The organism is Mycobacterium sp. E802 (assembly GCF_001666875.1).
GTDB lineage: Bacteria > Actinomycetota > Actinomycetes > Mycobacteriales > Mycobacteriaceae > Mycobacterium.
In genome coordinates this window covers 61,926-76,576 of the sequence record NZ_LZJD01000086.1, presented here as the reverse complement: position 1 = coordinate 76,576, position 14,651 = coordinate 61,926, and the positions used below count along the sequence as shown (strand labels likewise).

The 14,651-nt window shown below is 65.6% G+C and carries 15 protein-coding genes and 2 pseudogenes; 7 read left to right on the top strand and 10 right to left on the bottom strand.

Annotation, left to right across the window (positions count from 1 at the left end):
- Nucleotides 1-44 precede the first annotated feature (44 nt).
- Nucleotides 45-1,694: a DNA repair helicase XPB gene (locus A5699_RS13330; protein ID WP_067769917.1), complete on the top strand. Its 1,650-nt coding sequence runs from the start codon at nt 45-47 to the stop codon at nt 1,692-1,694.
- 116 nt (nt 1,695-1,810) lie between these two features.
- Nucleotides 1,811-2,329: an MmpS family transport accessory protein gene (locus A5699_RS13325; RefSeq protein WP_157561225.1), complete on the top strand. Its 519-nt coding sequence runs from the start codon at nt 1,811-1,813 to the stop codon at nt 2,327-2,329.
- A gap of 16 nt (nt 2,330-2,345) precedes the next feature.
- Here the strand turns inward: A5699_RS13325 and A5699_RS13320 are convergent, their stop codons facing one another.
- The 5 genes from A5699_RS13320 to A5699_RS13300 form a co-directional block, all read right to left on the bottom strand.
- Nucleotides 2,346-2,846 carry a hypothetical protein gene (locus tag A5699_RS13320; RefSeq protein WP_082957694.1) on the bottom strand — a complete coding sequence of 167 codons (501 nt, stop codon included), beginning with the start codon at nt 2,844-2,846 and terminating at the stop codon, nt 2,346-2,348.
- An 18-nt stretch (nt 2,847-2,864) separates the two neighbouring features.
- Nucleotides 2,865-3,194 (bottom strand): type VII secretion target, encoded by a 330-nt coding sequence (locus A5699_RS13315; protein WP_197508282.1) that lies wholly within the window; start codon nt 3,192-3,194, stop codon nt 2,865-2,867.
- Between the two features lie 2 nt (nt 3,195-3,196).
- On the bottom strand, nt 3,197-3,955 hold the full coding sequence (locus tag A5699_RS13310; RefSeq protein WP_067769911.1) for an EspA/EspE family type VII secretion system effector: 759 nt from the start codon (nt 3,953-3,955) through the stop codon (nt 3,197-3,199).
- 192 nt (nt 3,956-4,147) lie between these two features.
- A complete protein-coding gene (locus A5699_RS13305) occupies nt 4,148-4,492 on the bottom strand; it encodes a cupin domain-containing protein (protein WP_067769909.1) in 345 nt (114 codons plus the stop codon).
- Nucleotides 4,493-4,545: 53 nt separating this feature from the next.
- On the bottom strand, nt 4,546-5,217 hold the full coding sequence (locus A5699_RS13300) for an SDR family oxidoreductase (RefSeq protein WP_067770024.1): 672 nt from the start codon (nt 5,215-5,217) through the stop codon (nt 4,546-4,548).
- Nucleotides 5,218-5,333: 116 nt separating this feature from the next.
- Between A5699_RS13300 and A5699_RS13295 the strand changes: the two are divergent.
- Nucleotides 5,334-6,353: pseudogene (locus A5699_RS13295) on the top strand (YbfB/YjiJ family MFS transporter); the annotation flags it as partial.
- A 42-nt stretch (nt 6,354-6,395) separates the two neighbouring features.
- Here the strand turns inward: A5699_RS13295 and A5699_RS28520 are convergent.
- Entirely contained in the window at nt 6,396-7,328 is a 933-nt protein-coding gene (locus A5699_RS28520) for a LysR family transcriptional regulator (RefSeq protein WP_082957693.1), read from the bottom strand.
- Nucleotides 7,329-7,537: 209 nt separating this feature from the next.
- On the opposite strand from A5699_RS28520, the pseudogene A5699_RS28515 reads away from it, so the two are divergent.
- A pseudogene (locus A5699_RS28515) lies at nt 7,538-7,742 on the top strand (SDR family oxidoreductase); the annotation flags it as partial.
- Nucleotides 7,743-7,771: 29 nt separating this feature from the next.
- Here the strand turns inward: A5699_RS28515 and A5699_RS13290 are convergent.
- Nucleotides 7,772-8,761: an LLM class F420-dependent oxidoreductase gene (locus tag A5699_RS13290; RefSeq protein ID WP_067769905.1), complete on the bottom strand. Its 990-nt coding sequence runs from the start codon at nt 8,759-8,761 to the stop codon at nt 7,772-7,774.
- Between the two features lie 56 nt (nt 8,762-8,817).
- On the opposite strand from A5699_RS13290, the gene A5699_RS13285 reads away from it, so the two are divergent.
- Nucleotides 8,818-9,243, top strand: coding sequence for a pyridoxamine 5'-phosphate oxidase family protein (locus A5699_RS13285; protein ID WP_067769903.1), 426 nt, complete (start codon nt 8,818-8,820; stop codon nt 9,241-9,243).
- Between the two features lie 4 nt (nt 9,244-9,247).
- Nucleotides 9,248-9,835 (top strand): bifunctional 2-polyprenyl-6-hydroxyphenol methylase/3-demethylubiquinol 3-O-methyltransferase UbiG, encoded by a 588-nt coding sequence (locus A5699_RS13280; RefSeq protein WP_067769901.1) that lies wholly within the window; start codon nt 9,248-9,250, stop codon nt 9,833-9,835.
- A 9-nt stretch (nt 9,836-9,844) separates the two neighbouring features.
- On the opposite strand, the gene A5699_RS13275 is transcribed toward A5699_RS13280, so the two are convergent.
- Entirely contained in the window at nt 9,845-10,390 is a 546-nt protein-coding gene (locus A5699_RS13275) for a TetR/AcrR family transcriptional regulator (RefSeq protein ID WP_067769899.1), read from the bottom strand.
- A gap of 75 nt (nt 10,391-10,465) precedes the next feature.
- On the opposite strand from A5699_RS13275, the gene A5699_RS13270 reads away from it, so the two are divergent.
- A complete protein-coding gene (locus A5699_RS13270; RefSeq protein WP_067769897.1) occupies nt 10,466-11,665 on the top strand; it encodes an FAD-dependent monooxygenase in 1,200 nt (399 codons plus the stop codon).
- Between the two features lie 22 nt (nt 11,666-11,687).
- Here the strand turns inward: A5699_RS13270 and A5699_RS13265 are convergent, their stop codons facing one another.
- Together A5699_RS13265 and A5699_RS13260 are read right to left on the bottom strand one after the other, a co-directional pair.
- Entirely contained in the window at nt 11,688-12,353 is a 666-nt protein-coding gene (locus A5699_RS13265; RefSeq protein ID WP_067769895.1) for a nitroreductase, read from the bottom strand.
- A gap of 146 nt (nt 12,354-12,499) precedes the next feature.
- Nucleotides 12,500-14,647: a 3-hydroxyacyl-CoA dehydrogenase NAD-binding domain-containing protein gene (locus A5699_RS13260; protein ID WP_067769893.1), complete on the bottom strand. Its 2,148-nt coding sequence runs from the start codon at nt 14,645-14,647 to the stop codon at nt 12,500-12,502.
- Nucleotides 14,648-14,651 lie beyond the last annotated feature (4 nt).

Sequence of the window (14,651 nt, the reverse complement as noted above, 5' to 3'; positions counted from 1 at the left end):
TTCGGAATAATGGACGCCGATGACTTTCCTACGAGGAGCCCGGGATGACTGACGGCCCACTGATCGTGCAGTCCGACAAGACGGTGCTGCTCGAAGTCGACCACGAGCAGGCTGGTGCGGCGCGCGCGGCGATCGCGCCGTTCGCCGAGCTCGAGCGCGCGCCCGAGCATGTGCACACCTACCGCATCACGCCGCTGGCCTTGTGGAACGCCCGGGCGGCCGGCCATGACGCCGAGCAGGTGGTCGACGCGCTGGTGTCCTTCTCGCGGTATCCCGTGCCGCAACCGCTGCTCGTCGACATCGTCGACACCATGGCCCGCTACGGGCGGCTGCAGCTGATCAAGCATCCGGCACACGGATTGACGCTGGTCAGCCTGGACCGCGCGGTGCTGGAAGAGGTGCTGCGCAACAAGAAGATCGCCCCGATGCTGGGCGCGCGCATCGACGACGACACCGTGATCGTGCACAACAGCGAACGCGGCCGGGTCAAGCAGATGCTGCTCAAGATCGGCTGGCCGGCCGAGGACCTCGCCGGCTATGTCGACGGCGAGGCCCACCCCATCGAGCTGGCCCAGGACGGCTGGGCCCTGCGCGACTACCAGGAGATGGCGGCCGACTCCTTCTGGGCGGGCGGCTCCGGTGTGGTGGTGCTGCCCTGCGGTGCCGGTAAGACGCTGGTGGGCGCGGCCGCGATGGCCAAGGCGGGCGCGACGACGCTGATCCTGGTCACCAACACCGTGGCCGGCCGGCAGTGGAAACGTGAACTGGTGGCCCGCACCTCGCTGACTGAGGACGAGATCGGCGAGTACTCAGGCGAGAAGAAGGAGATCCGCCCGGTCACCATCGCGACTTACCAGGTGATCACCCGGCGCAGCAAAGGCGAATACAAGAACCTCGAGATCTTCGACACCCGCGACTGGGGGCTGATCATCTACGACGAGGTGCACCTGCTGCCCGCACCGGTGTTCCGGATGACCGCCGACTTGCAGTCGCGCCGGCGGCTGGGCCTGACCGCGACGCTGATCCGCGAGGACGGCCGCGAAGGCGACGTGTTCTCGTTGATCGGGCCGAAGCGCTACGACGCCCCGTGGAAGGACATCGAGGCCCAGGGCTGGATCGCACCGGCGGAATGCATCGAGGTGCGGGTGACGATGACCGACAACGAGCGCATGCTCTACGCCACCGCCGAACCCGAGGAGCGCTACAAGCTGTGCTCGACGGTGCACACCAAGATCGCCGTCGTGCGCTCGATCCTGGAACGTCATCCCGGCGAGCCGACCCTGGTGATCGGCGCCTACCTGGATCAGCTTGAGGAACTCGGCGAGGAACTGGGCGCCCCGGTGATCCAGGGGTCAACGAAGAACGCCGAACGCGAGGCGCTGTTCGACGCGTTCCGCCGCGGGGAGATCTCCACCCTGGTGGTCTCGAAGGTGGCGAACTTCTCCATCGACCTACCGGAAGCCTCTGTGGCCGTTCAGGTTTCGGGCACCTTCGGGTCCCGGCAGGAAGAGGCACAACGCCTGGGCCGATTGCTGCGGCCCAAGGCCAACGGTGGCGGGGCGGTGTTCTACTCAGTGGTCTCGCGGGACTCGCTGGACGCGGAATACGCCGCCCACCGGCAACGGTTCCTGGCCGAGCAGGTCGTCGGCGTCTTTGATGATGTACCCGTAACCCTGCTCGGCCCGGCGATCTGACGGCGCGACGGAGTTCTTAGCGGCGAGGTCAGCAGCGTCGTCGCACATTGGCGCATCGAACTGCCTGCGCGCGTGGCTACTATCGACTCACCGATTTCGCACGAGGGGATTCAACGGTGACATATGGAAGCGGCGGCGATTACCCGCCGCCAGCCGGCCAACAGTGGGGCGGCGCCGAGGGACTGCCCCCTAATTACCCCGGCTATCCGCAACAACCACCGACGCCCCGGAGGCGCAAGAGCCCGTGGCTGTGGATCCTCGGACTCACCGCGGTCGTCGTGGTCATGGTCGTGGTCATCACCGTCGTGACCAAAACCGTTGCTTCCAAGAATGACGACGATGCGCAAGCCCAGCAAAGCACCATCGTGATATACGAGGTAACCGGTGCAGTCGGGACCGTGGAGCTTTCGTATCGGGACTCAGAGCGTCAGGCGCGCCCGGCGACAGTCCCCCTCCCATGGCGCAAGGAAGTGATACTTCACGGCGCGGACGCTTACTTCGATGTCTCCGCGCGAACAGCAGACGGGTCCGACCAAGAATTGGCCTGCCGGGTAACCGCTAATGGGCAGACAATCGCTGAGGAGCGCACGGTCAGTGGCTTAATTGGCTGCGTGGGTCGTCTGAACGAACACTGATCAGATTTTTTATACATCAGGGCTCGTCGTGCCCGTACCGGGTCGCGAACACCTCGGCGATCTTCTCGTCCGCCTGATCAGGCGACGGCAGATTGATATCCCGGTTCAGAATGGAACTCCATTCCGATCGGTCATGTCCCATCCGGGTCATGCCCTCCAGCAAGAAGGTGTGCGCCACTGATCGCGCCTTGAGTTGTGCCAACTCGGCGATCACCTGTATCTCCTCTGCGAGTTCGTGTTCGGTCATTCTGACGACGCTCGCATCGAGATCTATCCGTTGAACCGGCCCGGTGAAGTACGCGGTGGCCGAGATCGTGCCCGCCGGGTTCGTCACGGTGAAAACCGGATCCTCCAACGTCTCCCCCGCATAGAGGGCGCCGTCCAGGCCGTCACGATCGTCGCAGAACTCTTCGTCGTCAGGCGCGAAGATGTCCAGCGCCCCGAGCGCATCGCTGTCCTGCGCGCCAGCGACGTAATCGTCCTCCAGGTCGTCGTCGTCCCACGAGTCACCGCTCACAGGCGCGCCGCCCTAAACTCAGCCTCCGGGCCGCATCTGCCCATCAATAGTGTCCTTTGCTTGTCTGTCGATCTCCTCGTACGTTGCCGCCGCGTGCTCAAGCTTCACGGCGAGGTCCTCGGACTGCGATTGAGTCAGGAAGGTCGCACGTCCACGTTCGTCCACAGCACGCTGGAGCGCCTTAGAGGTGTCATCACAGACGGTCCCGTGAGTTTTCTTCACATACTCACCGACCTGCGCCGGTTTGAAACGCGCATCCCAGACAGCATCTGCGACCTGTTGTTGCTGGTATGCCAGCAATCGAACGTACGCCGCGTTGACCTTCAGGGAACCCAACGGTGCGCTCATCGTCATCTCCTCGCACGTGGCGGCTTTGGCGGGTCAAAGTCGTTTGCGGAGTCCGAAATGGTGACACCGTCCGCGAGCCTCTTATATTCATCGCCCACCTGGGCGACAGCCTGCGCGATAGCGTCCGCCTCATCTTGCATTCCTTCGTACTCCGGAATGGCGAGTGCCAGTGTGCTCGAAACCATGATGGTCTCCATCAGATACTGTGCAGCCTTTCCTTGACGGCCGAATGCTCCGAAGTACTTCGTGAATTCGCCGAAGTCCGCCAAGCTTTTGTGATGGTTCTCCAGCGATCTGCGTACCGGGGGAAGCAGATTCGCCTCGGCGCTTATCAATGTGTGAAGTCGGCTATCCAGATCAGCGAGCGTTACCACGCGACTCTTTTGTTGGTCGTTCTTTGCGGAGTACCGGCCAGCCGCATCACTGTCCGACCATTCGTCGCTGGGAAACGCGCCGTCAACCAGAGGGAGGGCGGCCTTGAAAACCCGACCCGACTCGAGGAAACTCATCCCATCCTCCGGCTGACCCTCACCACAGGATTTGAGCATCTTCTCGATGCGCTTCTGACCCTGTTCAAGGATCTCAGTTGGGGCGATGACCAAGACACCAGCGCGGTCACCGACTTGCTTCGCAACCTCGCCGAGCTTAGGCAGCCCGAGGGTATCGGCGATCTCTTTGACCCATTCGGCGGTGTCTTTGACCTTCTCCGCCACTTCCGATACGCCGTCGACAAACTTGTCGATGATGCCAAAAGGTTCCACTGCACCCCCCTTCCGTACAGTCAACGCTAGCCGCAGCAGAGCGGGGCGAAATACACCGATTTTCCGAATCGGCTGACGAGAAGCGCCAACGCACACAGCGTGGAAATGGCAAGTCGGTGAACGCGGTGATCCAAGTACCACCTGAGTGAATGGGTACAAGGACTCACCACGGACACCGCCAGAGGCCTACCTCTAGGTGTGCGGTCCCGTTGCCTTGACCACCGTCAACAGCACCACGGAATCTTCCAGCGCCTGCAGGCTGTGCCGGGTGCGCGGGATCACGATGTGATCGCCCTTCGAACCTTCCCAGCTGGCCTCGGCATTGGCCAGCTTCACCCGGCCCTCGATCACCTGCAGGGTGGCCTCTCCGGGGCTCTCATGCTCGTCCAGGCCGGTGCCCGCGGTGAGCGCGATCAGCGTCTGACGCAGCGAGTGTTCGTGACCGCCGTAGACGGTGTGGGCACTGCGCCCGTTGCTTGCGGAGCGGGCCGTCTCCAACTGCTGGCGGGCAACTGCGGTGAGCGAGATCTTCTCCATAGTCAACGATCGTGCCATCCCTCGTCCGGCGATGGTGAGCAGTACCGATAACGCTAGGCCGAAGCGAGTTGCGCCTTGACCCGGCGGGACAGGTCATCGGCGAGGATCTCGGCCTGACCATCGAGCAGGCCGGTGACGGCCTGGGCCGCGACCACCGCTGGGTCGGTTTTCTGGTCGGCCGGGATGTAGGAGACCATGTCGGTGTCCATATAGCCGACGTGCAGGGCCGTCACGTGAATTCCGCGGGGCGCCAGTTCGGTTCGCAGGGCGTCGGTCAACGCCCACGCGGCGGCCTTGGCCGCGGAATACGCCCCGGACGTCGGCGGGTGATACCAGGACAGCACCGACAACACGTTGAGGATGGCCCCGCCACCGTTGCGTTCGATGATCGGGACGAATTCGCGGGTGACGTTGAGCGTGCCGAAGTAGTGCGTCTCCATCTCGGCGCGGATGTCCTCGATCGGCCCGGTCAACAACTGCGCCCGCGTCGAGATCCCGGCATTGTTCACCAGCACCGTCACGTCGTCGGCGACGGCAGCTGCGCGACGCACCGATTCCGGATCGGTGATGTCGAGCTGTATCGGGATCGCGCCGGGCAGATCAACCGTCTCCGGATTTCTCGCCGCCGCATAGACCTTTGCCCCACGGGCCAACAGCTCAGCCGCCAGATGTCGCCCCAGGCCCCGGTTGGCGCCGGTGACCAGGGCGGTGATGTTGTTCGTCATGGCACTGACAACACCGGTGCCGACGGCGAACATCCCTTCCGGTGGAAGGCAATACCTCGAAGCTGCGAGGTATTCGGTCATGGCTCTTCGAACGAATTGCCCCGCACGATGAACCGATGCGCCATCATGCACACGTCGCCCGCACCGCCGCCGTGCTGGCCGCCGCCATGGGGATCGGCCGGTTCGTCTACACCCCCATCCTGCCGTTGATGACCGCGCAGGCCGGGGTAAGCGCTCACACCGCCGCCGACCTCGCCACCGCGAACTACGTCGGCTATCTGGTCGGTGCGCTGGCCGGAACGGTCTGGCCGCGCCTGGCCCGATCGATGTTCGCGTGTCGGCTGTGCCTGGTCGCGCTGATCGTCAGCCTGGCGGCAATGCCGTTGACCACCAACGCCATTGGCTGGATCACGCTGCGCACGCTGGCCGGAATCACCAGCGCGCTGGTGTTCGTCATCGCGGTCAACACCATGATGGAGCACCTGCACGCCCACCCGGCGCACCTCGCCGGGTGGGGGTTCGGCGGGGTCGGCGCGGGCATCGCACTCTCGGCGGTGCTGGTGCTCGCCGCCGGAGATTGGCAGGTGGCCTGGTGGGCGGCCGCAGCGGTGGCCGCGGTGCTCAGCCTCGCCGCCTGGTCAATGCACCCGGCGCCGGATACCGCGACAACCGGTGCCGAAGCTCGAAACCGTCCGCCGCACGGCGCCTTCGCACTGCTGCTGGTCAGCTACACCTTGGAAGGCATCGGTTACATCATCGCCGGCACCTTCCTGGTGGCCGCCGTCGCGCAAGGCACGCCGAGCTGGCTGGGTGGTGGAGCCTGGCTGGTGGTGGGGTTGGCCACCGTCCCGTCCGCGGCGCTGTGGGCCGCGCTGAGCACCCGGTGGTCGCATCCGGCGCTGCTGATGGCGGCGCTGGGCGTGCAGGCCGCCGGGATCGCCGTCGCGGGACTGGCCGGCGGGGTGAGTGCGGCGCTCACCGGCGCCGTGCTGTTCGGCGGGACCTTCATCGGGGTGAGCACGCTGGCCCTGGCCGCCGGACGGCTGCTGCGCTATCCGCGGGCCGTCGCGCTGCTCACCGCCGGGTATTCGGCCGGGCAGATCCTCGGACCGATCGTGGTGACACCACTGCTGCACCACGGTTTCCGTCCGGCCCTGGTGGTTGGCGCACTGGTCGTGTCAATCGCCGCGTTGGTGGCCGGGGTGATGCGGATCATCGGGTGGCAGCCACACATCCGCGTCGTCGAGCCCGAAATCGCCGACGCCGCGGGTGAACTCGTCGACCACGGCCAGTACGGCCGGACTGGCCTCGTCCCGGCGCCACACCAGCGACCAGGTCCACAACGGTGAGGGAGCCACCACCGGGCGGCGTACCAGCCCGGTGGGCAGTGCGGTGGTCTGCCCCTTGGGATTGTTGAGCACCGGACGACGCAGCCGGCGGACGTGCTCGAAGAAGGTGGGCCCGGTGACGCCGCCGTCATCGGTGCGCATCACCGGTGCGCCGACGGCGGCGGCGAACTGTTCGCCGTAGCGATTCCACGACGACCAGCTGGCCGCATCCGAATCGATGAGCACCGTGGTGTCGCCGGCGGTCACCGGTGATTCGTCGGTGCCGGGACACAACGCGTACAGCCGGTCCACCCCGATCAGCCGAGCCTGCAGCGCCAGGGCCGCCAGATCAGCGTTCTGCACCCAGCAGATGGCCAAATCCAGGCTGCCGTCGGCCACCCGGGCGGCCTGGGTGTGTGAGGGCATCACCCAGGTGTCCACCCGTAGTTGGGCCACCCCTGCGGCGCGTTCGGCCCAGTCGGTCGGGCACCAGTTCACGTAGCCGATCCGCACCGGGTCCGACACCGCCAAACCGTGTGCCCGCCTGCGCAATTCGTCGGCCCGCTGGATCAGCGCGCGGGCCTCGGGCAGCAGCGCACCACCGGCCTGAGTGAGCGCCACCGAACGCCGGTCCCGGTCGAACAGCGTGACCTTGAGATCACGTTCGAGGGCCTTGATCTGCTGGGACAGCGACGGCCCCGCGATCCGCAGACGCTCGGCCGCCCGGCCGAAGTTCAGTTCTTCGGCGACGGTGACGAAATAGCGCAGCTGGCGCAACTCCACCGTTGCAGCGTAATAGGCTGCGCCTCTCAGCAGGGAGCCGACAGATCCCGCCGGCCGGACATGAGTCAGCGCCTCGCCGCGTTGAGCAGTGCAACCGGGCAGACCGGACAACCGAAAGGGACTGACATGAGCACCGACACCGACAACACCGCCACCCGCGTCGCCGTCATCACCGGCGCGTCCCAGGGCATCGGCGCCGGCCTGGTGGCCGCGGCATCCGGGTGAACGCGGTGGCCTTGGGCTCGATCAACACCCCGATGCACGATCCCTCCACGCACGATTTCATGGCCGGGCTGAATGGGCCAACTCGGTGAGATCGACGACGCGGTGGATGCGGTGCTGTACCTGGAGCGTGCCGGCTTTGTCACCGGCGAGATCCTGCGGGTGGACGGTGGCCAAAGTGCCGGGCACTGACGAAGGGTGGCGCATCGCTCACTATCAGGTCAGCTCAGTGCCGGAATGACCTTCTGCTCGAACAGTTCGATTCCCGACCGGTCATAGGCGGCTTCCGGGAAGTACAGGATCGCATATTCGCAACCGAGATCACGCATCCGCTGCAGCTTCTCGACGACCTGTTCCGGTGTGCCGCTTGCGGATTCCGGCGCGGTGGCGTTGGCCAGCATCGCGTCGACGGCACCCTCACCGGCGACCGGTACCTGCCGGTCCCGCAGCCGCGCGACGCGATCGGCGACGTCGGACTCCGAATCACCGATGACGGCGTTGAAGTTCGCCGAGCGCACGATGGCGTCGTAGTCGGTGCCGACGTCTTTGCAGTGCGCGGCGAGCACCTGGGATTTGTGCGCGAAGCCCTCGGGCTCGGAGGTGAAGTTGGTGTACTGCGCGTACTTGGCCGCGATGCGCAGCGTCACCTTCTCCCCGCCGCCGGCGATCCACAACGGAATTCCGTTGTCCTGCAACGGCTTGGGCGCCACGATGGCGCCGTCCACCTGATAGTGCTTTCCGTCGAAGCTGACCCGCCCGTCCCGCCAGGCGTCACGCATGATCTGCACACCCTCGTCGAGCCGGCCCAACCGCTCACCGGCCGAAGGGAAGCCGTAGCCGTAGGCACGCCACTCGTGCTCGTACCAGCCACCGCCGATACCCATCTGCACCCGGCCACCGGAGATGATGTCGGTGGTGGCGGCAACCTTGGCCAGATACACCGGATTGCGATAGCTCATCGCGGTGCACATCTGGCCCAGCTTGATCCGCGACGTCGTCGCCGCATACGCGGCCATCAGCGTCCAGGCCTCGTGGGTGGCCTCGTCGGTGGGCACCGGCACGGTGTGGAAGTGGTCGTAGACCCACAGCGAATCCCAGGCGCCGGCGTCGGCGTATGACGCCAGACCGCTCATCACCTGCCAGTGGTCTTCAGCGGGAATGTCAACGAGGTCGAGACGCCAGCCCTGCGGGATGAAGAGTCCAAAGCGCATGGATCTCGACTCTACGACGCCGATCCGTGTCGGGGAACGGGGCTAGCCTGGTTTTCATGGCCCTTTCCAAGGAAGAACGCGAACAGTTTCTGGCCGAGCCGCACATCGCCGCGTTGTCGGTGTACGCCGGCGACAAGCGCGGTCCGCTGACCGTCCCCATCTGGTACCAGTACACCCCCGGCGGTGAACCGTGGGTGCAGACGGGGTTGGGTTCCCGGAAGCACCGGTTGATCGAAGCGGCCGGGCATTTCTCGTTGATGGCCGAGCGCCTGGAGCCGTCGGTGCGGTATGTGGCCGTCGACGGTGCGGTCAGCCGGATCGAACCGTCCACCGATGAGCAGCTCGTCGAGATGGTCCGGCGGTACCTGCCGCCGGAGAAGGTGGAGCCCTACCTGGAGTTCGCCCGGCGCGAGCACGGCGAGGGCGTCACCATCTACCTCAAGCCCGAGCACTGGCTGTCCGCCGATCTGGGGTCGCTGTGAGGCCATGAGTTCGCGGCAACGCCTGTTCCGCTGGCTCTACCGGCTTGGTTTCACGCCCTGGGACGGCCATCCACTGGCGCACAGCCTGACCGGCCTGATCGAAGGTGGCTCGTTGCCCCCGGGCGCCGCGCTCGACCTGGGCTGCGGCACCGGGGACAACGCGGTGTACCTGGCCAGGAACGGCTGGCAGGTCACCGGGGTGGACTATGTGGACAAGCCGCTGAAGAAGGCGCGGGACAAAGCTGGAACGCTGCCCGTCAGATTCGTGAAAGCTGATGTGACGCAATTGAGTTCATCCGGCCTCGGAGCGGGGTTCGGGCTCATCATCGACAGCGGCTGCCTGCACGGGATGAGCGGCGCGGATCGTGACGCCTACGTCCGGGAGGTCAGTGCGGTGGCCGCGCCCGGTGCGCGGTTGTTGATCGTGGCCTTCATCCCGGGCACATCGACGGGTGTGCCGGGGATCGGTTTCGACGAGGTGCAGCGGCGCTTCAGCGACGGTTGGTCCCTGGTATCGAGCGGTGACGAGCCCGCGATGGACCACAACGGGAAGAATCCGGCGCGGTTTTATCTGTTCAGCCGTGACGGGTGAGAAGCGCAGTCACAACCCCAGCGCGGCCATCGCGCCGTCCACGGTGGTCCTGCGCAACTGCTCATAGGGCACGTCGGGGAACTGCAGGCAGCAATCCTGTAGACCACCGAAAGCGATGACGGCGCGGGTGGACTGTTCGAGGGTGGGCCGGCGGCCGAACACCAGCACGCCGAGCCGAGCGCGCCAGGCCAGCAGTTGGTCGATCAACCCCAGGTCGGCCAACGTGGTCAGCTCGGAGACGATCAGCACGAGGTCGGCGCGATGCCGGTAGTGAAAGTCGAAGTAGCCCTCGAGAAGCTCGCGTGCCGTGGCCCGCGCCGCGCCGCGCCTGCGCTCCTGCTCGTCGATGAAGGCCTCACCTTCGTCGATCAGGGGTTGCACGATGTTGCGAACCAGATCCTCCCGTGACCGGAAGTGGTAGTAGAGCGCCGGTTTCGTGATGCCGAGACGATCGGCGATGTCCTGCAGGCTGGTACGCAGCACACCCTTCTCGGCAAAAAGTTCGCGCGCCACGTCCAAGATGCGTTGGCGGGTATCCACAGCGGGCTTGGCCACGTAGCCACCCTAACTTACTTAACGATCGGTAAGCTCACGACAGGATCACTTACCGACCGTTAAGTAAGGGGCATCGTGAAGGTACTCATCTCTGGCGCCAGCATCTCCGGGCCGGTACTCGCCTACTGGCTGTCGCGACACGGTTTCGACGTCACCGTGGTCGAACGCTCACCCGCACTGCGTAAGACCGGCGGGCACGCCGTCGACCTGTTCCGCCCCGCCATGGAGATCTCCGAGCGCATGGGCGTACTGCCCGAGATCATGTCGCACGCCACCGGCACCACCCGACTCGTCGTCCACCGGCCGGGCGCCTCACGACCCGCGGAACTCGATTACCTCAAGCTCATCGGCGCCATGTCCGACCGGCACGTCGAGATCATGCGCGACGACCTCAGCGAGATCTACTACCGAGCCGGCCGCGACGATGTCGAGTATCTCTTCGGCGACACGATCACCACCATCTCCCCCGACGGTGATGTCACCTTCGAGCACAACGGGTCCCGGCGCTTCGACGTCGTGGTCGGGGCCGACGGCCTACACTCGGGCGTGCGGAGACTGACGTTCGGCGACAACATCTCCGAGAACTTCCTCGGCGGATACCTGTCGGTGGTGTCCGTGCCGAAGAACATGGCCCGCGACGGCGAGATGAGCGGCTACTTCAAACCCGGTCACATGGCCGGGATCTACACCGCCGACCACCTCGACGACGCCCGCGCGGTATTCATCTTCCGCCCGGATCGACCGCTGGACTTTGACTACCGCGACGTCGAACGCCACAAGGCGGCCCTCCGTGCGGCTTTCGCGGGGACGAGCACGGAAGTGGATCGCTGGCTCGACGAGGTGCCACGGACACCGACGTTCTACTTCGATGCGATCACCCAATTGGAGATGACGTCGTGGTCCCGAGGCCGAGTCACCCTCGTCGGAGATGCGGGCTACTGCCCCGGTCCCGCGGTCGGCGGAAGCACCAGCCTCGCGGTGTACGGCGCATACGTGTTGGCTGCCGAAATGGTGCGTGCCGGTGACGATCACGCCGCGGCGTTCGCCGCGTACGAACGCACCATGCGCGGACCGGTCGAAGGCAGCCGAAAGCTGGCCCGCGTGAACGCGAAAGCCATTGTGCCCACGAGTGGTTGGGGCATCCGCGCACTCGTCGGCGCGGGCCAGGTGATCTCGTTGCTGCCACTGGGCGTCACCCAAGCGTTGGCCCGGCTCAACACCAGAGGGGTACGGCTCTACGACACCATGCCCCTGCCGAACTGGCCTGCCGGCTGAGGACAGGCCCAGAAGGGTCGCGCTAATCGTCGATGAAGGTGACTGTCTCGTCGAGAGGGGCTCGGCCGGTACGGATGTAGTTGACCGAGGTGTCCTCGTACCCGATCGACATACCGCAGAACAGCATGAGTTCCTCCGGGGGCGACACGAACGCCGCGACAGTCTTGTAGACCTTCGCCCACGACATCTGCGGACAACTGTGCAGGCCCTCAGCGCGCAACAACAGCATGACGGTCTGGAGATACATTCCCAGGTCCGACCACTGGGGACGGCCGAGGTCGCGGTCGACGTAGCAGAACAACGCGGCGGGCGCTCCGAAGGCGTCCCAGTTCGCGATGGCGGCCCGCTGCCGGGCCTCCCAATCCGCACGTTCGATACCGAGCGCGCTGTAACGCTCCTTGCCGAACTGGGATCGACGCTCACCGTAGGGCGATTTGAGTTCAGCGGGATACATCACGTACTGCGGCTCGTCCCACGAGTCACCGGCGGCAACGCGCTCGACGGCAAGCTTTTTGAGCCGCGCAAGTGGTTCGCCGGTCACCACGAATATGCGCCAGGGCTGGATGTTCGATGCCGACGGAGCCCAGGCTGCTGCCGACAGCACGCGCTGCAACACCTCCTTCGAAACGGGCTCGTCGGTGAACCCACGCACCGCACGCCGGGTCGTCACCGCCTCATAAACGTCCACAATCACCCACCTTTCTGAGTGGACCCGATACGACCTGTGGTATCCAGCCTGATGGCGGCCGGACGCGTCCGCGCCCTTGGAAATCCGTAGTCGTGGGCGCACGCAAAAGCCCCCGACTCGCGTCGGGGGCTTTTGACGTACTGCGCTTAGCTCTCCAGCGAGGCCGGCGGCAGGAAGCGGTCGCCGTAGCGGGCGGCCAACTCCTTGGCCCGGGCCACGAAGGCCTCCTTGCCGACACCGAGCTCACCCTGGTAGCCAACGATGAACTGGGCCGAGCCACCGGTGTACGGCGGGAAGCCGATACCCATGATCGAGCCGATGTTCGCGTCAGCGGTCGAGGTGAGCACGCCCTCGTCGATGCACTTCTGGGTCTCCAGCGCCTCGGCGAACAGCATGCGGTCGATCATGTCCTGCAGCGGGATCTGCGAGGTACCCGAGTTGAAGGTCTCCCGCAGGCCGGGCCACAGCTGGGTCCGCTTGCCGTCGACGTACTCGTAGAACCCGGCGCCCTTCAGGCGCGACGGGCGACCGATCTCGATCATCTTCTCCACCACGGCCTCGGCGGGGTGCGGCACGTGCGTGCCACCGGCGGCCTCGACGCCTTCCTTGGTGGCGACGGCGATCTTGTGCATGAGCTCCAGGTTGAGCTCGTCGCTCAGCTGCAGCGGCGCCGCCGGGTAACCGGCCTGCGAACCGGCCTGCTCGATCGACGCGGGCTCCACGCCCTCGCCCAGCATGGCCAGCGCCTCGTTGACGAAGGTGCCGATCACGCGGCTGGTGAAGAAGCCGCGGCTGTCGTTGACCACGATCGGGGTCTTCTTGATGGCCAGCGTGTAGTCGAACACCCGGGCCAGCGCCTCGTCAGAGGTCTTCTCGCCCTTGATGATCTCCACCAGCGGCATCTTGTCGACCGGCGAGAAGAAGTGGATGCCAATGAAGTCCTCCTGGCGCTTGACGCCGGTCGCCAGACCGGTGATCGGCAGCGTGGAGGTGTTCGAGCCGAGCAGCGCGTTGGGCTCGACGATGTCCTCGATCTCCTGGAACACCTTGTGCTTGAGTTCCTGGTTCTCGAACACGGCCTCGATCACGAAGTCGACGCCCTTGAGATCCTGCGGGTCGGCCGTCGGGGTGATGCGAGCCAGCAGCGCCGCGATCTTCTCCTCGGTGGTCTTGCCACGCTTGAGCGCCTTGGCTTCCAGGCCCTCCGAGTACGCCTTGCCCTTCTGGGCGGCTTCGATGCTGACGTCCTTGAGGACGACGTCGTAGCCGGCCTTGGCCGACACGTAGGCGATACCGGCGCCCATCATGCCCGCGCCCAGCACACCGATCTTCTTGATCTCCTGCTTGGCGATGCCCTCCGGACGCGAGGCGCCACCGTTGATGGCCTGCAGGTCCAGGAAGAACGCCTGAATCATGTTCTTGGCGGTCTGGCCGGTGACCAGCGAGACGAAGTAACGGCTCTCGATGCGGCTGGCGGTGTCGAAGTCGACCTGCGCACCCTCGACAGCGGCGTCCAGGATGGCCCGCGGTGCCGGCATCGGGGCGCCCTTGAGCTGCTTCTTGAGCAGTGCCGGGAAGGAAGGCAGGATCGCGGCCAAGGCCGGGGTGGACGGGGTGCCGCCGGGGATCTTGTAGCCCTTGACGTCCCACGGCTGGGTGTGGGCCTCGGGGTTGGCCTTGATCCACGCCTTGGCCGCGGGGACCAATTCCTCCACGCTGCTTACCAATTCGTCAACCAGGCCCGTCTCCTTGGCCTTGGCCGGGTTGAAGCGGGTTCCCTGGCTCAGGACCTCCATGAAGGCCTTCTGGATACCGAACATGCGCACGGTGCGGGCCACGCCGCCACCACCGGGCAGCAGGCCCAGGGTGACCTCGGGCAGGCCGATCTGGCTGCCCTTGACGTCGGCGGCGATGCGGTGGTTGGTGGCCAGCGCGATCTCCAGGCCGCCGCCGAGCGCGGCGCCGTTGATGGCGGCCACGACGGGCTTGGGCAGGGTCTCCAGCTTGCGCAGGTCAGCCTTGATGGTCTCGACCATCTCGAACGCCTCAGCGGCGTCGTCGGGACCGATGTTCATCATGCCCTTGAGGTCACCACCGGCGAAGAAGGTCTTCTTCGCACTGGTGATCACCACACCGGTGATCGAATCCTGCTCGGCCACAAGTTTTTCCACGGCGTTGTGCATGGATTCCTTGTAGTGCTCGTTCATCACGTTGGCCGAACCGGTCGGGTCGTCCAACGTCAGGGTGACGATGCCGTCGGCATCCTTGTCCCACTGAATGGTGTTCTCAGCCATTGGT